This is a genomic window from Waterburya agarophytonicola KI4, from assembly GCF_020640915.1.
GTDB classification, from domain to species: domain Bacteria; phylum Cyanobacteriota; class Cyanobacteriia; order Cyanobacteriales; family Xenococcaceae; genus Waterburya; species Waterburya agarophytonicola.
The window spans coordinates 1-23,509 of record NZ_JADWDC010000067.1; the positions used below are offsets into that span (position 1 = coordinate 1).

At 38.6% G+C, this 23,509-nt stretch carries 21 protein-coding genes and 1 pseudogene; 11 read left to right on the forward strand and 11 right to left on the reverse strand.

Going from position 1 to position 23,509, the window contains the following annotated elements; translation table 11 throughout:
* The 5 genes and pseudogenes from I4641_RS24290 to I4641_RS19185 form a co-directional block, all read left to right on the forward strand.
* Window positions 1–89: pseudogene (locus tag I4641_RS24290) on the forward strand (photosystem II protein D2); the annotation flags it as partial.
* A 303-nt stretch (window positions 90–392) separates the two neighbouring features.
* Window positions 393–1,316, forward strand: a complete 924-nt coding sequence (locus I4641_RS19170; RefSeq protein WP_229642191.1) for an NAD(+) kinase — start codon at window positions 393–395, stop codon at window positions 1,314–1,316.
* A gap of 37 nt (window positions 1,317–1,353) precedes the next feature.
* On the forward strand, window positions 1,354–2,043 hold the full coding sequence (gene nblR, locus I4641_RS19175; protein ID WP_229642192.1) for a response regulator transcription factor NblR: 690 nt from the start codon (window positions 1,354–1,356) through the stop codon (window positions 2,041–2,043).
* A 27-nt stretch (window positions 2,044–2,070) separates the two neighbouring features.
* On the forward strand, window positions 2,071–2,586 hold the full coding sequence (locus I4641_RS19180; protein WP_229642193.1) for a DUF192 domain-containing protein: 516 nt from the start codon (window positions 2,071–2,073) through the stop codon (window positions 2,584–2,586).
* Between the two features lie 442 nt (window positions 2,587–3,028).
* Window positions 3,029–3,238 carry a DUF2949 domain-containing protein gene (locus tag I4641_RS19185; protein ID WP_229642194.1) on the forward strand — a complete coding sequence of 70 codons (210 nt, stop codon included), beginning with the start codon at window positions 3,029–3,031 and terminating at the stop codon, window positions 3,236–3,238.
* Window positions 3,239–3,258: 20 nt separating this feature from the next.
* On the opposite strand, the gene I4641_RS19190 is transcribed toward I4641_RS19185, so the two are convergent.
* The 3 genes from I4641_RS19190 to glyA form a co-directional block, all read right to left on the reverse strand.
* Window positions 3,259–4,512: a competence/damage-inducible protein A gene (locus I4641_RS19190; RefSeq protein WP_229642195.1), complete on the reverse strand. Its 1,254-nt coding sequence runs from the start codon at window positions 4,510–4,512 to the stop codon at window positions 3,259–3,261.
* Between the two features lie 12 nt (window positions 4,513–4,524).
* Window positions 4,525–5,586: a glycosyltransferase family 4 protein gene (locus I4641_RS19195; protein ID WP_229642196.1), complete on the reverse strand. Its 1,062-nt coding sequence runs from the start codon at window positions 5,584–5,586 to the stop codon at window positions 4,525–4,527.
* Window positions 5,587–5,685: 99 nt separating this feature from the next.
* Entirely contained in the window at window positions 5,686–6,975 is a 1,290-nt protein-coding gene (glyA, locus tag I4641_RS19200; RefSeq protein WP_229642197.1) for a serine hydroxymethyltransferase, read from the reverse strand.
* 241 nt (window positions 6,976–7,216) lie between these two features.
* Here glyA and I4641_RS19205 point away from each other — a divergent pair, with 241 nt between their 5' ends.
* The 3 genes from I4641_RS19205 (at window position 7,217) to I4641_RS19215 (ending at window position 8,717) form a co-directional block, all read left to right on the forward strand.
* Entirely contained in the window at window positions 7,217–7,819 is a 603-nt protein-coding gene (locus I4641_RS19205) for a site-2 protease family protein (RefSeq protein WP_229642198.1), read from the forward strand.
* 163 nt (window positions 7,820–7,982) lie between these two features.
* Window positions 7,983–8,171, forward strand: a complete 189-nt coding sequence (locus I4641_RS19210) for a hypothetical protein (protein ID WP_229642211.1) — start codon at window positions 7,983–7,985, stop codon at window positions 8,169–8,171.
* Between the two features lie 72 nt (window positions 8,172–8,243).
* Window positions 8,244–8,717 (forward strand): Tic20 family protein, encoded by a 474-nt coding sequence (locus tag I4641_RS19215; RefSeq protein ID WP_229642199.1) that lies wholly within the window; start codon window positions 8,244–8,246, stop codon window positions 8,715–8,717.
* A 30-nt stretch (window positions 8,718–8,747) separates the two neighbouring features.
* Here the strand turns inward: I4641_RS19215 and I4641_RS19220 are convergent, their stop codons facing one another.
* A complete protein-coding gene (locus I4641_RS19220) occupies window positions 8,748–9,515 on the reverse strand; it encodes a fumarylacetoacetate hydrolase family protein (RefSeq protein WP_229642200.1) in 768 nt (255 codons plus the stop codon).
* A gap of 232 nt (window positions 9,516–9,747) precedes the next feature.
* On the opposite strand from I4641_RS19220, the gene rpsF reads away from it, so the two are divergent.
* Window positions 9,748–10,095, forward strand: a complete 348-nt coding sequence (gene rpsF, locus I4641_RS19225) for a 30S ribosomal protein S6 (RefSeq protein WP_229642201.1) — start codon at window positions 9,748–9,750, stop codon at window positions 10,093–10,095.
* A 9-nt stretch (window positions 10,096–10,104) separates the two neighbouring features.
* Here the strand turns inward: rpsF and I4641_RS19230 are convergent, their stop codons facing one another.
* Window positions 10,105–10,953 carry an MOSC domain-containing protein gene (locus tag I4641_RS19230; RefSeq protein ID WP_229642202.1) on the reverse strand — a complete coding sequence of 283 codons (849 nt, stop codon included), beginning with the start codon at window positions 10,951–10,953 and terminating at the stop codon, window positions 10,105–10,107.
* Window positions 10,954–11,195: 242 nt separating this feature from the next.
* Here I4641_RS19230 and folK point away from each other — a divergent pair, with 242 nt between their 5' ends.
* Window positions 11,196–11,684 (forward strand): 2-amino-4-hydroxy-6-hydroxymethyldihydropteridine diphosphokinase, encoded by a 489-nt coding sequence (folK, locus tag I4641_RS19235; RefSeq protein ID WP_229642203.1) that lies wholly within the window; start codon window positions 11,196–11,198, stop codon window positions 11,682–11,684.
* Window positions 11,685–11,705: 21 nt separating this feature from the next.
* On the opposite strand, the gene I4641_RS19240 is transcribed toward folK, so the two are convergent.
* Window positions 11,706–12,602, reverse strand: coding sequence for a pentapeptide repeat-containing protein (locus tag I4641_RS19240; protein ID WP_229642204.1), 897 nt, complete (start codon window positions 12,600–12,602; stop codon window positions 11,706–11,708).
* A 75-nt stretch (window positions 12,603–12,677) separates the two neighbouring features.
* Complete coding sequence (ccmP, locus tag I4641_RS19245) at window positions 12,678–13,319, reverse strand: beta-carboxysome protein CcmP (protein ID WP_229642205.1); 642 nt, start codon at window positions 13,317–13,319, stop codon at window positions 12,678–12,680.
* Window positions 13,320–13,568: 249 nt separating this feature from the next.
* Here ccmP and I4641_RS19250 point away from each other — a divergent pair, with 249 nt between their 5' ends.
* On the forward strand, window positions 13,569–14,333 hold the full coding sequence (locus I4641_RS19250) for a sucrose-phosphate phosphatase (protein ID WP_229642206.1): 765 nt from the start codon (window positions 13,569–13,571) through the stop codon (window positions 14,331–14,333).
* A 51-nt stretch (window positions 14,334–14,384) separates the two neighbouring features.
* Here I4641_RS19250 and I4641_RS19255 read toward each other — a convergent pair whose 3' ends face one another.
* The 4 genes from I4641_RS19255 to I4641_RS19270 all read right to left on the reverse strand — a co-directional run bounded on the left by I4641_RS19255 (window position 14,385) and on the right by I4641_RS19270 (window position 23,172).
* Window positions 14,385–17,708, reverse strand: a complete 3,324-nt coding sequence (locus tag I4641_RS19255) for a hybrid sensor histidine kinase/response regulator (protein WP_229642207.1) — start codon at window positions 17,706–17,708, stop codon at window positions 14,385–14,387.
* A gap of 99 nt (window positions 17,709–17,807) precedes the next feature.
* A complete protein-coding gene (locus tag I4641_RS19260; protein WP_229642208.1) occupies window positions 17,808–22,130 on the reverse strand; it encodes a GAF domain-containing protein in 4,323 nt (1,440 codons plus the stop codon).
* Between the two features lie 76 nt (window positions 22,131–22,206).
* On the reverse strand, window positions 22,207–22,788 hold the full coding sequence (locus I4641_RS19265; RefSeq protein WP_229642209.1) for a chemotaxis protein CheW: 582 nt from the start codon (window positions 22,786–22,788) through the stop codon (window positions 22,207–22,209).
* A gap of 18 nt (window positions 22,789–22,806) precedes the next feature.
* Complete coding sequence (locus I4641_RS19270) at window positions 22,807–23,172, reverse strand: response regulator transcription factor (RefSeq protein ID WP_229642210.1); 366 nt, start codon at window positions 23,170–23,172, stop codon at window positions 22,807–22,809.
* Window positions 23,173–23,509 lie beyond the last annotated feature (337 nt).

Below are 23,509 nucleotides of genomic sequence, written 5' to 3' on the forward strand. Positions count from 1 at the left end.
GTCTAAGAGCATGGATGGCAACACAAGACCAACCACATCAAAACTTTGAATTCCCTGAAGAAGTACTACCACGTGGTAACGCGCTGTAAAAATCAACAGAGAATTTGCACTAATAGCTATCATTTTGTAGCTCACTAGTTGATCGAACGAAATAAGGTTCTAGATAAACCCCTTTGTTTAGAGGGGTTTATTTTATTAAAGGGCTTAATTTTCTTTCAACAACAGCAAAATTACTTTCGATCTTAGGCAAACTAGATTATGATTTTTGACTCCGCCACGATAGGCTAGAAGATAATAATTTAATGATTACTTTCGATTAATTGGCTATTAGCTATTAGCGGTTAATCAAGCGGTTCAAACAAAGACCAGATTAGTACAGGATAGAGTTAGCTGTGCCAAAGCCAAAAGCAGGCATTATTTATAACGATATAAAACCAATAGCTTGCAAAGTTGCATCAGAAATAAAAGAAAAACTTACTGTTTCGGGGTGGGATGTCCGCACGGCAACGGGTGTTGGAGGAATATTAAAATATTCGGCTCCTAATAGTCCCGTGTGTCATACCAGAATAGATCTTCTAACTCCTGCCAATTTTGACCCAGATGTCAAATTTGCTATAGTTCTAGGCGGCGATGGTACAGTTCTATCTGCCTTCAGACAACTTGCTCCTTATGGTATACCTTTGCTGACGATTAATACAGGTCACATGGGTTTCTTGACCGAAAGTTATCTCAGTCATCTAGACGAATCTATAGATAAGTTATTGGCTGAAGATTATAAAATAGAAGAACGGTCGATGTTAGCGGTAAGAGCCTTTCGTAAAGAAACTTTGCTCTGGGAAGCTCTCAGTCTTAATGAAATGGTATTACATCGAGAACCATTGACTAGCATGTGTCATTTTGAGGTACAAATTGGCGAACACGCACCAGTTGATGTAGCAGCAGATGGCATTATAATTTCGACTCCTACAGGCTCAACAGCTTATTCATTAAGCGCGGGAGGCCCCGTGGTGACTCCAGAGGTTCCCGTATTGCAGCTTGCACCAATTTGTCCCCATTCTTTAGCATCTCGTGCTTTGGTATTTAGCGATCGCGAATCTGTCAAAGTATTTCCCGCTACTCCCAATCGGATGGTAATGGTAGTTGATGGTAATGGAGGATGTTACATTTTGCCTGAAGACCATATTCAGGTAGAAAAGTCTATCTATCCTGCTCGTTTTATTCGCTTGCAATCCCCTGAGTTTTTCCGTATTTTAAGAGAAAAACTAGGCTGGGGGTTGCCCCATATCGCCAAACCAACCTCAGTTGAGCTACCCTAATCTTTGAAGGCGTTAGATTGAGCGTCCCTAGAAAGTTATGACTGCTAAGATTACCAATCTCAATTCTTCCATTTTATTGTTAACCGATAATCTATATGCCCAACAGGCTAGCTTAGATTTACAAACTGCTGGTTATCAGCCGATACTAGAGAAAGTTCAAAAAGGTTGGACAAAGCTAAGTCTTCATCAGCCAGTTATGCTGATTGTAGATCGGGCTTTAACAGGACAATTGGGATTCAATCTCTGCCATCAATTGAGAGAAGCAGGAGAAAGAATTCCGATCTTGATGTTGGTGGAACAAGAAACCGTAGAAGAAAGGGTTGCTTGTTTGGAAGCAGGTGCGGACGATTATTTATTGAAATCATACCATCGAGAAAAATTATTAGAACAAATTAATCTTTATCTTCAAGCTGAAGTCGATATTCCCGAACAGCTGAGATTTGGCGAATTAGTTTTAGACTTAACTACTCGTCAGATTATTAGAACAGATAAAGTTATCGATCTGACGATGAAAGAGTTTGAATTGCTGAAATATTTGATGTCTAATCCTCAGCAAGTAATGACTAGAGAAGAGATCATTGAAAATGTTTGGGGATACGATTATCGTGGAGAATCAAACGTGATAGAAGTTTATATTCGCTATTTAAGACTTAAAATAGAAAGCCAAAACAAAAAAAGATTAATTCAAACCGTTCGAGGTATTGGATACGTTTTAAGAGAATCCTAGAATTGACTATTAGCGATCGATTATTACATGAAACTTAAGCTAAATTTAAGCATTGTATTATTAGTACTATTATCTAGTTGTTCGACTTTAACTGATGCTAGAAAAACCATTGCCAATGCTTCAGAGGAAGTAAAACAAGGACAAACATTGCCTATAACTGCTATGGCTAAAATTGGAGGAGAAACTATTCAACTAGAAGTAGCTAGCTCTCCAGAACAACAAGGCATAGGGTTAATGTTTCGCGAATCTTTAGGAGATAATAGGGGAATGTTATTCCCTTTTGGTATGGAACGAAATGCTCGCTTTTGGATGAAAAACGTACCCATATCTTTAGATATGATTTTTCTTAATGGCGATCGCATTGTCGGAATTGCAGCAGATGTCCCCCCTTGTACTACCGAACCCTGTCCGATATATGGTCCTGAAGCTCTAGTCGATAACGTAATTGAACTTCGAGGAGGCAGGGCAGAAGAATTAGGCATAGAAATCAACAATAAAATATTAATTAAGCACTTGGATTCTCTTCAACAACAGAATAATTAAACAAGTAACAATACCTAATATTAATAATTGAAAAAATTAATAGTTAGTAATATTGCTCAACGATAATTAACGATGATTGATTTAATATATGCTTAACAAGCATCTGAAACTATATTTCTATCCACCGATGGAGTAAAAGCAGACGAGTAAAATATTATATTTTCTGTACTTGACAAAATTAAGTGATTTTACAGACTAATATGTGTCATTATATAAGTCCTAAATTTGTTTCTGGGAATTTTATATAAAGCGATCGCGAAGAAAAAGATGAAGTTTTAATTATTTGCGATCTAAAACACTGACAAAGTTTAATTTATCTCCAACAATAGTAAAAATTCAATAGAAATATTGATCTTTTATTGAGTAGTGACTTCCATTATTACTCTTTAACCACTAACACAATCCATGACCTAACAAAAACCCAGACTCCAGGAATACAACTATGAAGCCAGTCATATATGCCAAATTTGTTACCTTTTTAAAAGAAGAACTCTCTCTCTCCAGCGATTCCCTAAAAATTCTGGATAAAGCAGTAGAAGATCGTACTGCCCCCATGCCCATGATTCTTTGGCAATATGGACTAATTACCTTAGAAGAATTGGACCGTATTTACGATTGGCTTCATAGTAAAACAAAGCTAGATCCTAGTTAGTCGGGAACATCTAATTGTTTTTATTTGCGTTTGATTAAGATGCGTCGCAATAGATCTAAAGCGGAGTAAGAACTTAAACAGCGTACTAGCTCTCTTCCTCTGGTAGACCCAAAACGATATTGTTGGCTAATAGTTTTATTTTCAGGGTTTGCAACTCCAATATAAACTAGACCTACAGGTTTAGTTTCTGTTTCTCCATCAGGGCCAGCTATTCCCGTAATTCCGATGCCCCAATCGGTCTGTAAAAGATTTTTAACCCCCAAAGCCATTTGCTCGGCTACAGCACCGCTAACTGCGCCCTGTTCGACTAAATCTTGGCTATTAACATTCAACATATTTTTTTTGACTCGGTTGGCATAAGCAATTACTCCCCCCAAAAAATAACTAGAACTACCAGGTATTTCTGTGAGCATTGCCCCCAATCCTCCTCCCGTGCAAGATTCAGCAACGCTAAGAGTTTGGTTGGCATCTTGCAAAAGTTTGCCAACTACAGAAGTAAGGGTATCTTCATTGCTGCCAAAATAATCTAGCCCTGCAATATTTTTAATTTCGTTAGCTACTGGCTCAATCAGAGCTTTTGCCTCAGCTTGAGAATCAGCTTTGGCTGCCACTCGTAGTCTTACTTCTCCCTTTCCTGCATAGGGTGCAACCGTAGGATTATCCGAATCAAATAAATGAACCACCTTTTCTGCTAGAGCAGATTCACCAATGCCCCTAAAACGCATCATTTCACTGTAGATCGTACTTTTGCCCCAACCTTGGCTTTTGAGGAAGGAAACCGCCGTATCTTGCCACATTCGATACATTTCTGAAGGAACTCCAGGGAAGGTCATTATGGTAATACCTTCTTTTGGCTGCCAAATGATGCCTGGGGCTGTACCTGTAGGATTGGGTAAAGTTATCGCACCTTGAGGTATAAGAGCTTGTTTACGGTTGCTAGGAGTCATTTCTCGCCCTACGCTGGCAAACTTGCGACTGATATCTTGAATGATTTGAGGATCTTCGTATAAGGGAGTATCAAAAAAACTGGCAATTGTTTCTGTCGTTAGATCGTCGGGAGTTGGACCTAAGCCACCAGTAAAAATTAAAATAGAGGAGCGACTAATAGCAGTATCTAATACTTGATGAATACGGGATACATTATCCCCAACAACAGTTTGATAGTAGTGAGGTATGCCCAAATTAGCTAACTCTTGAGCTAAATACTGACAGTTAGTATTTAAAATATCTCCCAAGAGCAATTCTGTTCCAATACAAATAACTTCCGCGCTCATTTATTTTATTATCTATCTATTACTACTGTGAGTAGCTCGCCAAACTTGCCAAACTTGCCAAACCTGCCATGACAATAACATTGTTGCACCGATCGCATAACCCCAACCACTAGGAATATTAGAAAAACCTAGAGCTAAACTGCCCACCCAAAAAGTAAGACTATAAATAAACAAAACTGTTTGACGCTGGGATATACCAGATTTGAGCAACCAATGATGAAGATGGCTTTTATCGGCAATAAACGGTGATTTACCTTTCCAGATCCGAGAGAAGATCACTGCCGACATATCAATAATTGGCACTGCCAAAATCAAATAGGGTAATACTACCGCGGTAATGGCAGTAGTTTTGACCAAACCGACAATTCCGACTGCTGCGAGGGTAAATCCCATAAAGTATGCTCCCCCATCTCCCATAAAGATTTGGGCGGGATTAAAGTTGTAGCGTAAAAAGCCTAATGCTCCTCCAGCTAAAGCAGCAGCAATCAAAGCAGCAGCAGGTTGATTCATAAAGAGGGTAACTACTAGCATGACAAAAGCGGCAATTCCCGAAACTCCCGCAGCCAATCCATCTACGCCATCAATCCAATTGATAGCATTAGCCATCCCTACCAGCCAGATAACCGTAATCGGCAAGCTCAACCAATAAATTTTGATTAGGGAATAGACAGGAAATGATACAAAATCAATACGGACTCCCATATACCAACAAGCAGTTGCTACGGCAAATTGCATCAACAATCGTGAAATAGGAGTGAGGTTAAATAAATCGTCGGCAAAACCAATGCCAAAGAACAGGATACTACCAATGATAACTACCCAAATTTCTTTTACCTTGTGGGGTGGCAAAGCAGAAAATCCGCCTAAAAGCCAAACCATGACAAGAGCAACAATCGTACCTGCAAAAATAGAAACCCCGCCTACACGGACAACGGGGTTTTTGTGAATCTTCCTAGCGTTTGGTCGATCTACTATACCTAGCTTCAGACCAAGGGTTTTAACATCGGGTATAGTCCACAAAACAACAGTCATAGAGACTAGGAAGGCAATCAGATGATAAAGCTGAATGGGCATCTGAGTTTAGGCGTTCTCGAACGGCTAGTAAGAATATAAGGAGTGTTAGTAATTTAGCAACACCACAGCCATAAATTATAACTAGATGTTGCTGTTTGTCTAGCCTGAGATCTTGGCTGGAAGGGGAATTTGTAGATAGGGGTATAAAGGAAAGCGATCGCACAAATTAGCTACTCGATTCAAACAGTTATTTTGAACTGTTTCGTCTTCAGGACTGAGTAGTTTGTCAGTAATAATGTTGGCTATCTCTTGAAATTCTGACGTACCCATGCCTCTAGTGGTCATTGCAGGAGAACCCAAGCGCAACCCGCTAGTAACAAAAGGAGATTCGGGATCGAAAGGAACGGTGTTTTTGTTGGCAGTGATGTTGACTTGACTGACTAAAGCATCTGCTTTTTTACCAGTCATGCTAATACTACGCAAGTCGACCAAAATTAAATGATTATCCGTACCGTCGGAAACCAGCTTAATATCTCTGGCTTTAAACGCTTCTGCCATAGCTTGGGCGTTGGCAATTACTTGGGCGGAGTATTCCTTAAATTCTGGTTTGAGGGCTTCTCCAAACGCTACTGCTTTAGCTGCAATTACATGTTCTAACGGGCCTCCTTGCGTGCCAGGAAAGACTGATTTATTAAGTTTTTTGGCTAGTTCGGCATCGCGGGTCAAAATCAAACCGCCTCTAGGGCCTCGTAAAGTTTTGTGGGTAGTGGTAGTGACTACATCGCAGTGCGGGATAGGGTTAGGATGATGACCGCTAGCTACTAAACCAGCTATATGGGCAATATCTGCTAATAAATACGCGCCAACTTCATCGGCAATTTCTCTAAATTTAACAAAATCTATCGTACGAGGATAAGCTGAATAACCGCAAATAATGAGTTTGGGACGTTCTTTGAGGGCAATTTCTCTAATTTGCTCGAAGTCTAACTGTTCGGTATCTTTATTTACGCCATACTGAACTACCTTAAACCACTTTCCCGAAACGTTTACAGGAGAGCCATGAGTTAGGTGTCCGCCGTGGGACAAATCCATACCCATAATCGTATCTCCAGGCTTTAGTAGAGTCAGAAATACCGCAAAGTTTGCTTGCGCTCCAGAGTGGGGTTGAACGTTTGCCCCTGCTGCACCAAATAACTCTTTAGCACGGTCGATCGCTAATTGCTCTGCGCGATCAACAAATTCGCACCCACCATAGTAGCGTTTTCCTGGCAAACCCTCAGCATATTTATTGGTCAATACCGAACCTTGGGCAGCTAAAACTGCGGGAGAGGTGAAGTTTTCGCTGGCAATCAACTCTAAATGCGATCGCTGGCGTTTTAATTCTAAATCGACTATCTCGGCAATTGCTGGATCTGTTTGAGCGAGAAAATCTAAATTATTTTGAGTCACTATTCGTTTCTATTGTTTGTGTTGATAATTAATCTCCATGCTATCTAATTTCAGTGACCGCTAAAAACCATCGTCCCTGAGATCATTGCACTGGAATTATTTTCCCATAATTAACGATCGCTTGTCTTTTATTTTTGTGAGCGCGATCGTAAGTGGGTTCGATAATAATTTATATAAATGAATTGAGGGATAAATAAATATCATAAATCAAATATCATAAATCTTTAACAATTTTTTAATTATGTTTCTTCAATATTTATCGAGCGACCCTATTTTCTACCTTAGAGTTGTTACTATTTTAATTATTTCTATTTCTTTGCACGAGCTAGGACATGGAATTGCTGCGATTTTTCAAGGAGATGATACTCCTGTTATCAAAGGACATATGACAATGAATCCCTTAGTTCATATGGGAATACATTCGATATTCTTCTTACTTTTGGCAGGTATTGCTTGGGGACAAATGCCAGTCAATCCTAGTAAATTTCGCCATCCCAAATGGGGCAGTATTTTAGTTTCTGCTGCTGGCCCTCTAACTAATATTGCTTTAGGAATGTTGGCAATGTTAGTAATTAATTTGTCGTTATATTTTGATTGGAATAAAATTGTTAGTTTAGAATTCTTTTATATAATTGCCAGATTTAATTTTGTTCTTTGTTTATTTAATCTAATTCCTATTCCTCCTCTTGATGGCTATCATGTGGCAAGCGAAATTATCCCTGAAATGAAAGCTTTGGGACGCTCTAAAATTGGACTGGCTTTATTTATGATTTTATTTATTAGCGGAATTGGTGGTGAATTATTTTCCTTGGCAGATATCATCGTTAGAGCTTTAATAATTTAGATTTATCGATTTGCAAATCTCAACTCGTTTGGTCAAAAAAGCGACTACAAGTTTGACTCCCTTACTGTTAAGCTATATGGCACGAATAGCAACAATGATTTTAAAAAATCTAAAATAGAAGTATATCGATAAAACTTCTGGAGGATTAACCAACGTGATAGTTATGATTACAGATGAGCAAATTTTATCAGCCAGCCAAGTTTGTCCCAATTGCTTGATGGCAGATCGCAATGGTTTACCTCGATGGCGCAGAGGTCAGTTGGGGTGTGGCAAGGCTTTACAACAATCTACTCCAAGACAAGCGAAAATTTATAAATGTCAAATGGGTTTTAATGTTACCCAAGTAAACTAATAAATTGATAGTTTGCGTTATCCTAAAATCTACATCAGACAAATTAATTTGTGATTTTAGGAGACAACTGTTATGGGACGGTATGCACTAGCAGATAATAAAGACCGTTTTTTTGGTGCAATTGTATATCTTTTGGCTTTAGCAGATGTAGTGGCTTTGGGATTGGGTTTGGCGACCATAATTCCTGCTTTGTCTCCCGTATTCGATTTTTTATCAATACTTCTCATTCCTGTAATGATAATTTATGGAATTATTCCTGGTGGCTTTGGTGGGATAGTTATATTTTTTATTCTCATCCTGGCTGTAGTGCAGAATCAAAAAATCAGCTATTTTATTCGTTTTAATACCATGCAATCAATATTAATTGGCATTGCTATATCTCTAATTCAAATTGTTTTTGGGACCCTTGGCGGGCTGAATATAATTGGTATGGTGGTTTTTTTAGTAGTTATGCCTGCTTGTATTTATTGCATGGTTCAATGCGCTTTAGGAAAATATCCCGAAATTCCTTCATTTTCTAAATTTGTTTACGAACAAGTACGTTAGCAGTTGATAGATCCCTATACAAGTCAATTATTAAACAACTTGATTGGATAGACAGCCAATACCTTCAATTTCAACTCTTACATTATCTCCCTGCTGCATTGCACCAATACCTTCAGGAGTCCCCGTCAAAATAATATCCCCAGGAGTCAAAGTCATAATTTGAGAAATATAAGCAACCAAAACTTCTGGAGAAAATACCATATCGCCAATAGAGGCAGATTGCTGAGGAATATCGTTATTATTAAGAAAAGTTTTAATTTTGGCCTCCACACTCAATTCTCGCACAATCCAAGGCCCTAAAGGACAAAAAGTATCAAATCCTTTAGCTCTCGTCCACTGTCCGTCTTTCTTTTGTAAATCTCTGGCTGTGACATCGTTAGCAATTGTATAGCCCCAGATACTCTTAGCTGCTTGTTCGGGACTAATCTGGTGACAACGATCGCCTACTATCAAAGCTAATTCCCCTTCATAATCGACTCGTTGTGACTGGGAAGGATAATTAATATTTTGACCGTCAGCAATAATGGTTGTGGGTGGTTTAAGAAACAACAACGGCTCTTTTGGTACGGGCGTTCCCATTTCTGCTGCGTGCTTGAGGTAATTTTTGCCTACCGCTACAATTTTAGAAGGTACGCAAGGAGCCAGTAATTGATAAGTATCCAATTCCTGTTCCAAGTCCGTTGCTTGTCCTCCCAGCCAAGGCGGAGCATCGTATACAGCTACGCTACGATTAGCCTGTAGCAAACCATAGTAAACTTGCTCGCGATCGGTTTTTATGCGGACATAGCGCTGTGCCATAACAAAATTCAGAAATAGGAATCAATTAAAATTAAACTCAAAGTTTACTTTACAATGATGCTTTAAGTTAGCTCAATTTTAAGTTAATCTGCCCAAGACAAATCAAAAGACTGGTAATTGAGCGTTAAGTAATAGTAAGATTGTAAATCCTTGCTTCTTTTATATTGTTTGCTCAATTGTACGGCAAAAAACTATTAGAAGCCTTTATCGTCCACAAGGAGAAACCATAAAAATGAGTAGTAGCTACGAAATGATGTATATTCTTCGCCCCGATCTCTCTGAAGAGCTCGTAGGAGAAGCTGTAACCAAATATCAAAACTTTCTGACTGAAAACGGTGCAGAAAACCTTGAAGTTCAAATTAAAGGAAAAAGAAGACTGGCTTATTCTGTTGGTAAATATCTAGACGGTATTTACGTTCAGGTAAATTACGATGCTGATGGCAGTCAAATCGCTCCTTTAGAAAGAATGATGCGCTTGAGTGAAGATACAATTCGTTATCTGACTATCAAACTTAAAAAACGCGCTATTATTGCTGCTCAAAATGCAGCAGCACAGCCCATAGCAGAAGCAGACGATTAAGATCAAGATCTAAGATCTAGTTTCCAAAACTTTTAGGCGATCGCCTAACTTCATGATTCCCTGATTTTTGGGAATCATATTCATGCCAAACATCACCCCTTGTTCGCTTAACTGTCTAAAAGTTCCTAGTGTATTGAGGGGTTCTTTTAATTGATTTTTTTGACCTTGTTGTTGGTCGATTGTGGTCATGATACAACGACTACAAGGTTTGGCTACAGTGAATTCGATCTCGCCAATTTGAATTAAACTCCAGCGATCTTCGATAAAAGGTTCGGTAGTATTAATGACAATATTAGGTCGAAAACGGTTCATAGGAATGACTTGTTTTTGAGACAGATGAATCTCAGTAATTCTTTGATTCAACTCTTGTAAAGAAGCCGTAGCTGTCAACATTACAGGATAATTATCGAGAAAGCCAAGAGGAATATTGTCTTCACTAGGATAGTTTTTAGCTGCAAGACGAGTATATTCTGGAGATTGTTTGACTAGACGACAAACTTTGTCTCGATCTAGATTTAATAGTTGATGAAACCAAGCTGCAACCAGATCTCCTTGGTCAATTGCCTGTAGGCGATCGCGCCAAATTTCCACTTCGATAGTTGTTCCTGTTATAATAGCTGTAAAAGTCAAACTAGGAAAACTGCCATCTTCTAGACTTAGAGTAATATCTCCATCGGCAATTTCCACTCGAACCTTCGCTAATTGGGGAAATTGTCTTTGAGTTATAAACTTACCACTACCAGAGATGAGCATCATTTCTCGATCCCCAAGAAAACCCTTGGTGTTAACTTCTGCTTGTGATAGATCGATTCTTTGACAAGATTTAATCGGATAAACACACAGTTGGGAGACAATCATAAGCTTTGATAAAGGGTGCAAAATAGGGACAATGCTCTATCTAGGCAATCGTATTTCCCCATGATTAACCTAGAGTGACCTACGAGCAAAATTTAATGATTAAGTGAATTTCTGGAATAGTTCTGTTTGTTTTGTAAGGCAAAAATTTTGATTCGTCCACTTTTATCCTGAGAAAGTCAATTTTTCTGTCAATTTTTCTTAAGTGGTAAGATCGATGTTATTGATGCTGGGGATAATTAATTATGGTAGATTGTGCGATCGCTTTAGGCAGTAACCAGGGTAACTCGTTAGAGATTTTGACAAAATCTCTCTCGGCATTAAATCAAATCCCTGGCATCATTCTCAAGGCTACTTCTAGCTGGTATCAGACAGAACCTTTGGGAACGCCTCAATCTCAGCCAGATTATCTCAATGGTTGTGCTTTACTCTCTGCACGACAAACCCCCGAAGAATTGTTAAATGTTTTGCAAGCCACAGAAATTCAGTTTGGCAGAACAAACAAAGGTGCATTACAGCCGAGAACTTTGGATCTAGATTTGCTATTGTATGGAGATTTAATTTTAAATACTCCCAATTTAACTATTCCCCATCCTCGAATGATAGAACGTGCTTTTGTACTCGTACCTCTAGCTGAAATTGCACCAGACTGGATCGAACCAAAATCAAAAGCAAAAATAGCCAGGCTACTCCGCAACGTAGATACTTCAGGAGTCAAACCCTATATAGTTTAATTACTTATCACTAATTATTAATTAATAATGTACCGTTCCATCAGGCATAATCGTTTCGGTAAGAACTGCCTTATTAAAGATCGTACCCTCAATATCTGCACCTTTGAGGTTAACCTGACAGAGATTGGCTTTGGTCAAGTTTGCCCCCCTAAGATTTGCCCCCCTAAGGTTTGCTCCTGTTAAGTTCGCGTTTTTTAAATTTATACCCCGCAGTTTAGCCCGATCTAAATTTGCGCTTTGAAGATTGGCGTAACTTAAATTTGCCCAGCGCAAATCGCATCTAGTTAAATTAGCTTCTGATAGATTGCTAGCAAAAAAATAACTGTGACTTAGATAAGCGGAAACTGCACTGACGCGATGAAGATTCGCTCGATAAAAACTAGCCGATTGCAACTCAGATTCAAATAAGTTTGCTCCTGACAAATCTGCCAAATCAAAGCTAGCCTCAGCCAAAGCCGTCTCGCTGAGGTTGGTACGATTGAGCCTAGCTTCAGTAAAATTTGCTTGACGTAGCTGTGCTTGACGCAAAGAAGTCCCAATTAAATTGCACGAATGAAAATTAGCTGATCTTCCCCGAACAAATCTAAGATCTGAGCCGATTAAATTCGCTTGGGTCAAATCTGCATCAATTAAATAAGCTGATTGTAAATTAGCTCCTGTTAAGTTTGCTTTAGTTAAATTGGCATCAATTAATTCTGCTGCTGTTAAATTGGCTCCCGTTAGATTTGCTTGACATAACAAAGAATTAGTGAGATCTGCACCTGTTAAATTAGCTTTGACCAAATAAACTTGGGCTAAATTAAGATTTTGTAAATTTGCGTTGGTTAAATCGATTACTTTTTGATTGCTGCGAGCGAGCCACTTTAACCAACTGTCTGCACCCTGTTTTAATTTTGCTAGATGCTCAATATTTGCCACAAATCTACTTGCCTCGCGATCGCCTAAATCTCAGTTGCTCGATCTATTATCCCCCGTTTGAGGGACAGAACCAAACTATTCATTATTTTTTAGATGAAGGGTATCTCTTCCTCGAACGTTTTCGATCGCTGCTAAAGCTGCTTGAGATCCTGCGATAATGTCTCTTTCTTCTCCTCCCAAATATAGCCTACCAAAGCTGCCGATCGCTGTTACCTTGAGAATATTAATTAAGGCTGCTTTCTCCGCTTCATTAGCAGCTAGAGAGGCATAGGCTGCGGGTTGTACCTCTAGAACATATAAAGTCTGTCCTGCCAAGAGCATTTGTCCCCGACAATCGCGATTGACTAATTGTGCTTGATAGGGGTCGATATTACGAATAATTTGGCTGGAAACTACCTTGGGCTTTAAACTATCTTGTTGTCTAACTTGCAATGCTTCTAAAATAGCTCTCCCTGCTGCTTTAACTTCTCCTTGTTTGCTGGCATGAATTTCCAATAGTCCATAAAGCCTTTCGACAAATTGGACTCCTGGGCGAACTACCGCAGATTTAAGGGCGATATCGGTAATACGATTGATTTCGATACCAGGAGAAATTTCAATCCATAAAGAAGCGTCTCCTGGTAAGGGTAGAAATCCTAAAGATACCGTGCCAATATAAGCTGCGTGCTGAGATTGTAATCTATCTAAATATACATAACTACGAAGTTCTACACCCAAAATCTGAGTCCTCTTGCTGGCATAAAAATACGATTTAACTAAACCACTTTCCAGCTAACCAGTTTGTGTCCGCAGTTGTAAAGGGTCAAATCGCAGAACTTCGACTACACTAAGATAAATTCAATTTTAGTTAAATAGTAAAATGCCATAGTATCAAACATTTTTTTGCCTAATTTATCGAATAAGGTGTTTACTTAGTTATGTATATTGAGAATTCAATATTGCGACTTTTTAATTTGACTATTTCTTATGAATGCCCCTAATATGAGTCCGTTTTTATTTGTAACTGATTTAGACAATACATTAGTTGGTGATGATGCTGCTTTAACTCGTCTCAATCAGGAATTAGCTAGTCATCGTCAAGAATACAATAGCAAAATTGTCTACGCTACAGGGCGATCGCTTTATTTGTATCGCTTATTAGCAGAAGCAAAATCTTTGCTGACACCAGATGCTTTAATCACCTCAGTAGGGACGGAAATGTATTTCGACCGAAATCATGAGAAATATGACCCAGAATGGGCAAAAATTCTGTCTCAAGGATGGAATAGAGCAGAAATAGTTGCCATCGCTAGTCAGTTTGAAGAATTGCAATCTCAACCCAAATCCGAACAAAATCCTTTCAAAATAAGCTACTATTTAGCCGAAGCAGTAGCCAGAGAAACTATTGCTAAACTTAAAGCTACCTTGGGTGAAAATGGTTTCAAGGTCAAAATTATTTACAGCGCTGGTCAAGATTTAGATTTATTACCTAGAAATGGAGATAAAGGTTTAGCGGTCAAGTTTTTACGCCAAAGATGGGATATTTCTGCTGAGAAAACTATAGTATGTGGTGATTCTGGCAATGATATTTCTATGTTTCAAGGAGAGGAAAAAGGTTTAATTGTTGGCAACGCCAAACCCGAATTGGTTCAGTGGTATGAAGAGTGCAAAAACAACAATCTTTACCTCGCTCAATCTGCTTGTGCGGGGGGCATACTCGAAGGTCTAAAACATTTCAACTTTATAAAGTGAGTCTTGCCCACTTTATAAAATTGAAAAGATCGAAACGTGAATTCTAAAATCTTAATTATTTTGTTTAGATTGTATCACTTGCGCGATCGTACTTATTAATTCTTGCTCTGGACAAGGTTTGACTAAATAGGCTACAGCACCAAGTTCTAAAGCCATTTTCCGATGCTTGTCGCTATCGCGAGAGGTTAATATAATCACTGGCAGTTTTTTATATTCAGGATTATTGCTAATAGCTTTGAGAAACTGAAAGCCATTCATCAAAGGCATTTCCAAATCACAAACGACTAGTTCAACTTTTCCTGATTTTTTTAGTTCGGTTAAGGCATTGATCCCATTATCTGCTTGAAGGACTTGTTTGCAGACTTTCTCTAAAGACATGGCAATTGTTCTGCGAAGACTATTAGAATCATCTACAACCAACAGAGTCTGAGGTAGAGTTTCAATAGAGGTAGATACCCCAGCAGGGGGCAAATGTGGCGTCTCTAGAGAATTACTAGGTAATGCTGGGAAACTATTACCGCCCAAAAAGGCTTGCTGACTCATGGCATTACTGCGATATTGAGAATCTTTGAGTAATGCTGCCCCATCTACTACCAAAGTAAGACTACTATCTTTAAGCACGCTACAGCCATAAATATATCTTGGAGGAATAATCGCACTACCTAGGGGTCTAATAACTAATTCTTGTTCTCCCAATACCCGATCAACTTCAAGTCCGACAAAACCATTTTGACGACGCAAGAGCAAAATCGGATTATTCAGACTAGATTCTGATTCTTGTAATTTAGATATAGTGCGTGGATATTCAATCATTTTTGATAATTGACGTACGGGAATCATTTCTACATCATCTTTAGTTTTCCAATGTAATATTTTTTGTCCCTCAAAAATTTGAACTTCTTTAGAGGTGGGTAAAATAATTCTTTCGATCGCATCAATTAATAGAGCATAGGTCATCCCAGCAGCTTCGGTAAGCATTAATTTGGCGATAGTCAAGGTTAAAGGAATTTGCAGAGAAAAAGTCGTTCCTTTACCAGCAGTAGACTCAATGGAGATTGTACCGTCCATTTCTTCAACTTGAGAACGTACTACATCCATGCCGACTCCTCTACCAGATAAGTCACTAAGTTTGTCAGCAGTAGAAAAACCTGGTTCAAATAATAACTCTAGGAGTTGTGATGGGGAAGTAACCGCTGCTTGCTCTGGAGTAATTAATTTTTTCTCAATTCCCGTTTGTTTGATTCTTTCAATGTTAATTCCCTTACCATCATCTCCAACTTCAATGACGGTTTGACTACCCTGATAGTAAGCTCTTAAGAAAACCGTTCCTGTTTCTGGTTTTCCTGTTTGCATTCTTTCATCGGGTTTTTCCAAACCGTGGTCGAAGGAGTTACGAACTAAGTGTAAGAGAGGATCGTACAGCTTTTCTTCAATAGTTTTATCAATCAGAATATGACTGCCAATAATATTGAGTTCGGCCTTTTTATCGTGAGTCACAGAAAGCTGCTTGAGTAAGCGAGGGAAGCGATTAAACAGTCTGCCAATGGGAGACATTCTAGTTTCAATCAATTCATCTCTCATATTTAACAACATTCGCTGTTGTTTTTGAGTATCTCGTTGTGCCTGTTTATTATGATTTCTAATTTTTTCGGCAATATTGACTAGTTCTGAATTACTGTTACCGGTCAGTTCTAAAAGTTTGTTCAGTCTAGCTTCTGCACTTTGAAATTCACTATCAGGTAGAACAGATTTATAGTCTTTACGGGGAGAATGGGTAATATTGTTTAGCTTGCCAGGTAATTCCAATAGAAGTTGCTGTTGCTGGGGAGATAAACAGACCTCGTCAACAACTTCGATTAATTCGTTGACTATTTGCTCGCTATAGCTAATTTTGTCTAGTAACTGTTCTACAAATCCCCCAATACGCTCGTCTTTTAGAACATTTCTATTTTGATTAATTAATAATTCCCCAACTAGATCGTTTAATTTTTCTAGAGAATCTAGATTAACCCGAACTGTCTTATTAACTTTTTGTTGATTAGTTTGCTGATCTTGTTTTTGTTTAGAAGAACCAAACCTTGATTTTCTGACATCTCTAGTAGATATTTCTTGGGCTGGGGCAGTTTTGTTTTTAGGTTTAAAGACTTCTGTAGGAACAGTCGGAACAATCGAAGTAGATGATGCCTGGTTGTTCTTTGGAGTTGACTCGACGGATTTTTGAGAGAGAGACTCTACTTCTTCCTCTCCCCAAATCTGGGTTGTTAATTCTCCAGAATCATCATTATCATTATTCTCAAACTCCCAGCGATCTGATTCAGATTCAAAATTTTGGGTAAACTCACTTACTAAAGATTCGGAGCCGAACATATCGGTAGCATTTTCATCTTCAGTGTCATTAAATTCAGATTCAAAACCCTGGCTAAACTCACCTACTAAGGATTCGGAGCCGAACATATCGGCAGTATTTTCATCTTCAGTATTATCTTCGATAGCTTCTCCCGCCATAGCAAATATTTCATCTTCTGAAAATAATGCTTCGTTGTTAGTGGTTGCTAAGCTAAGATCGCTGACATCTAATTTTTCCGTGAATTGCTTTAATTCGGCAGAAGGCTCTCCTCCTCGATCGCGATCTCCCTCCATTACTTGCTGTTGTGCTTGTCGAAAATTGGCGATCGCCGCTTCGGTAATTTCTTTAACCAGGTCAGGATTAACTTCTAAAGCAGTTAAAATTGTTTGGGCGATTTCTCCCAAACCAGATAAATTAAGAGATTCTGATAGAGCTGAAAATATCTCTGCCTGAGATTGCAAGACATCCATCATATTTCCTGGCTCGCCTTGGGATAAAGCCACGGATAATTCTTGAATCCTCTCGGGAACAACAGATTCAAAGAAAGATTCCACTACATCCAAACCTAATTCTTCGGAAGTAGGAAAAGCATCCTGATCGCTGAGATAATCGCCAAAGATTTCCGTCAATTCAGCAAAAATACCCGCAGCACGATTGAGAATTTCTTCGCGATCGATGGGAGCTTTGCTAAATTCTGCCGTTAAAGGAATTCTGAGACAGTCGTAGCTGGCGTAAAGTAATTTTTTGGTCTGATGGTCGATTACCAACTCAGGATTATACAGAGCTTTAAAAACATCTTCCATCGAATGGGCGACAGTTTTGATTGTTTCCAACCCCACATTAGCCGCACCTCCTTTGAGAGTATGAGTGGCTCGCATCAGCTGATTGACTCGCAAAGGGCGATCTCTTAATTCTATATCACCATCATTGATGGCAAATAGTTCCTGTTCGATAGTTTCTAATAGTTCGGGAGCTTCTTCTAAAAAGTATTGATAGGCTTGGTCGCGAATACTGGGGTCGGTAATCATCGTCGAATATTTTCTAATATATAGTTTAGTAATATAAAGATTGAAATTCTGGAATAGAAACTGTCTATTCCAGAATCTATAGTTAGAGCGTAACTATCCTTACTTGACCTTAAACTGAGATACACTAGCCTGTAAGTTTTGTGCCAGTTGCTCTAGTTGCTCAAAAGAAACAGAGATTCTACTCGAATCCTGAGAAGTTTCATTAGCGATTTCCGCTACTTGTCCCATCACCCGGGTCACAGATGCCGCTTCTTGAGTTTGGACATTGGCAGCACTGGTAATACCCTGAACTAAACCTTGAATCTCTGCGGTGGCAATCACAATTTCATTTAAGCTTTCACGAGTTTCATTGACCAAATTTGTTCCTTCTGCTACCTGTTCGACTCCTGCTTCCATAGCAGCAGCAACTTCTTGAGTTTCCTCTTGAATTTCTTTAACTAGTTTCTCAATCTCGATGGTGGCTTCGGTAGATTGCAAAGATAAATTGCGAACTTCATCCGCTACTACCGCAAAGCCCTTACCATATTCTCCCGCTCGTGTTGCCTCTAGAGCAGCATTGAGGGCTAATAGATTAGTTTGAGTAGCAAAACTACTAATAAGGCTAACTACCTTAGAAATCTTTTGAGAAGAATCGCTCAGGCGTTTGACTCGTTTGCCCGCATCAGCTACGGTTTCGCGAATACTTGCAATACTATCTACAGTATTGTTCATTGCTTCGTCGCCAGACATTACGGTTTGGTTAGCTTGTTTGATCGCTATTTCTACTTTTTGAGCATTTTCAGTAGTTACCGTCGAAGCATCGATCATCGCTTGGACTCGATCTAAGGCTTGCTGCAACTCTTCTAATTGCCTTTCAGATTGGACGGACAATCCTTTGATGGCAGAACTACTAGAACCAGTAGTTTGTGTTACTTGCAGGGCTGCGATTTGTACTTGTTCTACAATTCCTTTCAAAGAATCTAAAGTAGTGTTGTATGCTCCTGCTACCGTACCAATTTCTGTTTCGGTAACTTTAGCTCGAACTGTTAAATCTCCACTAAATGCAGGTCTAACAGTTTTGAGAATATCTAGGGCTTGTTTTTGTAATTCTTCTCTAGCAGCTTTTTCCCTAGCCACTGTTTTAGTCAAGTCTTCTGATTGAGCTCGCAATCGATCGTAGTAATCGACTTGTTGAATAGCGATCGCTAGTTGATTGGCTAACTGAGCTATTTGATCGGCTTCTAATTCTTGCCAATCCCGAGGACCAGAGTTTTGATAAACTCCTAATAATCCCCATAGTTTTTCGCCTTGGAAAATCGGAGCGATAATATAAGCTTTAGCTTGATATTTTTCTAGAGATTGAATATAGCAGTCGGGAAACTTTTTCTGATAAATGTCATCAACTGCTGTATATTTCTTACCAGTGAAGTATTTACTACCTTTGGTTTTTTGGAGGTAAGTATCAGTTTCCACGATGTCTTCTGTCGACCACTTACGCAGGATACAGCGATCGCTGCCAGTCCGATTACCACTCAATACTTCATCTTCAGTTTGTTCTACTAGCAGAGAAACCCAACCACTAGCAACCGATTCTGCTACTACTTGACCGCTCCAATCAGGATTGAATTGATAAACTACCGTACGGTCTACATTGATTGCTTGACGAACTTCTTGAGTAGTTACTTTGAAAACTTCGTCAATATCTTTTGCTTTACGAATTTGCTCGCTGATTTTGCTACTGGCTTTTTCTAACTCTGATTGTTTTTGTAGCTTTGCTATGGAGTTAATCTGCTGCATGGCAATTCCTACTTGCAAACCAAGAGTTCTTAAGCTGTCTACCTCATAATCTTGCCAGCGACGCGCGCCAGTATTTTGATAACAACCAATCAAGCCCCACAGTTTTTTGCTACCAAACATATCTTTATCCGCAATAAAGATCGGTGCAAGCACATAAGCCCTGGCTTCCATCTGTTCGAGCAGTTCAATATGACACTGTTTGTGACCTTGAAGATAGATATCTTCTACTGCAAAGCTTTCGCCATTTTTATAGCGACCGCCTTTGGTATTTTGGAGGAAAGTATCTTCGATAAAGGGAATAATTTTAGTCAAGTCAGACCATCCAGGGGCGGCTGAATCTGCGACAAAATTACCACTCCAGTCGCGGTTAAAACGATAAATAGAAACTCGGTCTACACCTAAGACTTTTCTGCCTTCATCGGTAGCAATTTGCCAGACTGCTTTTTCATCTTTAGATAAGCGTACTTTTTCGAGAATTTTGGATAGACCTCTTTCTCTTTTAAATGCTTGTTCCATTTGTTGATTTTGGAATTGAGCATTTCTAAGGTAAGAAGTTTGTTGCAGGGGTTTTACAAAACGAGAAGCATATCCTTGCAACTGTTGGATATCAGACTCTTGCCAATTTCTTGGAGCAGAGTTTTGATAAACTGCCAAAAGTCCCATTAGCTGGTTGTTACTATGAATTGGCACGATGATATAGGCTTGAGCTTCTATTGCCTCAAACTTCTCTAAAACTGCCAGTGCAAGTCCTTTAGTTTGCACGTTATTGGCAATATAATAAGGCTCAAAATTTCCGCCTTTAAAATGGAAGTCATAATCTAAGATTGAACCCGCAGATTTCCATTTTGTCCCCATCGATTCGGCTAAAATTTTGCCACTCCAGTCGGGATTGAAGGCAAACACTACCGCACGGTCGATTTTCATCGAACCCCGAATCTTATCTAGCCAACTTTGCATCATTTGTTCGGCATTTTGGCTGATGGAAGTCAGGAAATCCTGTTCGGAAATTAATTCTGCTTGCTTGGCATTAAACTTGAGAGTGCGGAGGTCGCTTGTTTGTTTTAATGAAATACTAAATTTGGGTGCGTATTCCATGACCAATTGAATCTCAGATTCTTGCCAGTTACGAGTTCCTGAATTTTGGTAAACTCCTAACATTCCTAACAAGCGATCGCCCGATTTAATCGGAACTATAATATAAGCTTTTGCCTCGAATGCTTCTATCTGTTCGATAAAGCAAGGTGCAATATCTTTTTCGTGAATATTGTTAGCAACATATTTGGCTTGACAATTGTCTGGAGTAATAAAACAATCATTGTCGAAAGAGTTGGCTGCTTTTGTCCAAGCTGAATCTACTGATTCGGCAATTATTTCTCCACTACCATCAGGGTTAAATCCATAGACTAGAACTCGATCTGCTTGAATAAAAGCGCGAATTTGTCCTAATTTTTGCTCCATAGACTGTTTGGCGTGAGAGCTAACTGCCGTAACAATATCTTCGGTGGCGAATTTTTGTAGTTGTTTTGCCTGAAAAGATGAATTGCGAATTAGACTTACTTGCTGTACTGCATAGCTAATTTTGGCACTATATTTGTGCATCAACTCAACTTCAGACTCTCGCCAATTGCGCGAAGCAGAGTTCTGAAAAACAGCTAAAATTCCTAACAAGCGATCGCCAGATTTGATCGGAATCGCTATGTAAGATTTGGCATTTATTGCTTCAAAAGAAGCCACTAGGCAGCTTGGAAAGCCTTGGTTATAGACATCATTGACGACATATTGAGATTGACAATTTTCGCTAGTTAAAACACCGTCATAATCAAAAACAGAACCTGAGAGTTGCCAATCATCTCCTACTGATTCGGTAATTACTTCTCCAGTACCATCAAGATTATAAGCATAGATCCAAGTCCGATCTGCTTTAAAGTTTTGACGTATTTCTTGCAAAGTTTGCTGCATTAATTGATGCAGAGACTCCTGTCGTTCGATAATGAAGTCTTGTTTTCCATGAGACTCGATTGTAGATATAGGAGATTGCAAAACACGAGTCAATTCCATAGTCAAGTGATAAAGCAAGTTGATCTCATCTTCTTGCCATTGACGGGGTTGTTCGCACTGTTGAACTACGATCAAACCCCAGACTTGACTTAATTCATAATCATTTTCTGAGGAAACAGAATCTATCAAAATAGGTAAAGCTAAAGAAGCCTGTACTTGATATTTTTCTAGTAGCTGTTTTTGATAGGGAGTCAATTGACTGGGATCTTCAGTCGCTATGAACCCACAAGTTTTAAAGTCCAGCGCTTTTTGACCGCCAAAACAATTACAAGCAATATTTTCATTTAAAGCTGGCGTCCAACCAGGAAGCAAAGCTTCCGCGATAACTTCTCCACTACTTTGGCTGGTAAAACGATAAATTAAAACCCGATCTGCTTTTAATTCGTGTTGTACTACCTTGACTAGATTGTTGAAGAAGTCATGTTGTTTTGTAGATTGGCGAACTTGTTTAGTAACTTTCCACAGGCGATCGCGCTCTTGCTTATATAGACTTTTTTTGATTTTTTGAACTAAATCTGATTTGGAACTATTAGATTCTACTGGCACATTAGAAATATTTTGTTCTTGATAAGTATTTGACGAATCCATGATTTGACTTTTTCCTTGATTATTTGTTACGAATAATTAGTCTTATTAACTAATGAAATAACTATAAAATTACTGGCTACTGAGAGTAGTTGAACTCTGTTTTTATTGAAAAGAAGTTAAGAATTTCTTCTGCATCAATGAGCATAATTATGTCATTTTCAGCACTGGTAAAATATCCATGTAAAAAAGGTAAAACATCTTCAGAGAAAATTTCTGTTGAAGAAGATTTAAACTTGGATAGATCATGTTCTATTAAATTATCAATTCCCGAAACAACTAAACCAATAGACTGTCCTTGTACTTGGATGACCATGACTAAAAGTTCGCGACTGGTTTGATTGTTATCTAAAGGAGGTGGATATCCTAACAAGTTTTCTAAATCTACAATCCATAACATTTCGCTGCGCCAACCATAAATACCCAAGACGCAATAAAACATCTGAGGAACAGGTAAAATATCTTCTGGAGAAATAGTAATTACTTCTGTAACAATTTCTGCATCGAGTAGTGCAATATCACCCTGAATAACTGATTTATGACTTTTTTCAGTTTTTCCTAGTTGAAATTGTAAAAACTTGCGGACTTGTTTGGAATCAGACTGAACGCCAGTATTGCTAGCAAAATTCAGAGATAAAGAATTAGCAGATGTGCTTAACATTATGTCGTTGGAATAATTTTAACTAGCAATAAGTTGCTGTACTTTGTCAATCAGTTCATCGCGGTTGACTGGTTTAGCAAGATAGGCATCTGCCCCCACTACATCTCCCCACATTTTGTCAGCTTCAGTAGATTTAGAAGAACACAGAATTACGGGAATTTTTTTGGTAGCCAAATCTGCTTTGAGGGTACGACATAACTCAAAGCCACTTTTGCCACCCATAACTACATCTAAAACTATTATGTTGGGTTGATATTGACCTACTTTTTCGAGAGCTTCCTCTGCGCTTTCTACGTCCATAACGCTTAAACCAGCTTGCTCTAAGTAGGTAGTAGTTGTTCTACGGTCAGTCAGACTATCATCGACTACTAAAACTTTACTCATAATTGATAATGTTCTCCAGAACTTAAGATAACGAGACTCTTTTATTAATAGTTCCCCAAAAAAGATTTAAAATAACATTTTGGAAAGATTATTTGAAATAATAAAAAATATTAAAATATTAATTAATTTGAAAAAAATATGTTTTTGTTCAAAGATAAACACTGTGTAATTTAATTTTTTGTTAGCCAGTATTATTATCAACCTGAAAAATAAATTATTTTGTGCTTAGACTAAATTTCTAATTACTGGTTTTGTGGATGTTTTTGATGGAGAATTAGCAAAAATAAGTACTTAGGCAAAATTAATTACACTAAGAATGAGTGTGTTATTAGTGGGA

Bases quoted from the DNA above. Each gene is read 5' to 3' on its own strand.
- I4641_RS19195 (WP_229642196.1), bottom strand. From the start codon at position 5,586: ATGCCCATTCAGCTTTATCATCTGATTGCCTTCCTAGTCTCTATGACT.
- nblR (WP_229642192.1), top strand. From the start codon at position 1,354: ATGACTGCTAAGATTACCAATCTCAATTCTTCCATTTTATTGTTAACC.
- I4641_RS19185 (WP_229642194.1), top strand. From the start codon at position 3,029: ATGAAGCCAGTCATATATGCCAAATTTGTTACCTTTTTAAAAGAAGAA.
- I4641_RS19215 (WP_229642199.1), top strand. From the start codon at position 8,244: ATGGGACGGTATGCACTAGCAGATAATAAAGACCGTTTTTTTGGTGCA.
- I4641_RS19210 (WP_229642211.1), top strand. From the start codon at position 7,983: ATGATTACAGATGAGCAAATTTTATCAGCCAGCCAAGTTTGTCCCAAT.
- I4641_RS19205 (WP_229642198.1), top strand. From the start codon at position 7,217: ATGTTTCTTCAATATTTATCGAGCGACCCTATTTTCTACCTTAGAGTT.
- I4641_RS19265 (WP_229642209.1), bottom strand. From the start codon at position 22,788: ATGTTAAGCACATCTGCTAATTCTTTATCTCTGAATTTTGCTAGCAAT.
- I4641_RS19180 (WP_229642193.1), top strand. From the start codon at position 2,071: ATGAAACTTAAGCTAAATTTAAGCATTGTATTATTAGTACTATTATCT.
- I4641_RS19255 (WP_229642207.1), bottom strand. From the start codon at position 17,708: ATGATTACCGACCCCAGTATTCGCGACCAAGCCTATCAATACTTTTTA.
- I4641_RS19190 (WP_229642195.1), bottom strand. From the start codon at position 4,512: ATGAGCGCGGAAGTTATTTGTATTGGAACAGAATTGCTCTTGGGAGAT.
- folK (WP_229642203.1), top strand. From the start codon at position 11,196: ATGGTAGATTGTGCGATCGCTTTAGGCAGTAACCAGGGTAACTCGTTA.
- I4641_RS19260 (WP_229642208.1), bottom strand. From the start codon at position 22,130: ATGGATTCGTCAAATACTTATCAAGAACAAAATATTTCTAATGTGCCA.
- I4641_RS19220 (WP_229642200.1), bottom strand. From the start codon at position 9,515: ATGGCACAGCGCTATGTCCGCATAAAAACCGATCGCGAGCAAGTTTAC.
- rpsF (WP_229642201.1), top strand. From the start codon at position 9,748: ATGAGTAGTAGCTACGAAATGATGTATATTCTTCGCCCCGATCTCTCT.
- I4641_RS19250 (WP_229642206.1), top strand. From the start codon at position 13,569: ATGAATGCCCCTAATATGAGTCCGTTTTTATTTGTAACTGATTTAGAC.
- I4641_RS19230 (WP_229642202.1), bottom strand. From the start codon at position 10,953: ATGATTGTCTCCCAACTGTGTGTTTATCCGATTAAATCTTGTCAAAGA.
- I4641_RS19270 (WP_229642210.1), bottom strand. From the start codon at position 23,172: ATGAGTAAAGTTTTAGTAGTCGATGATAGTCTGACTGACCGTAGAACA.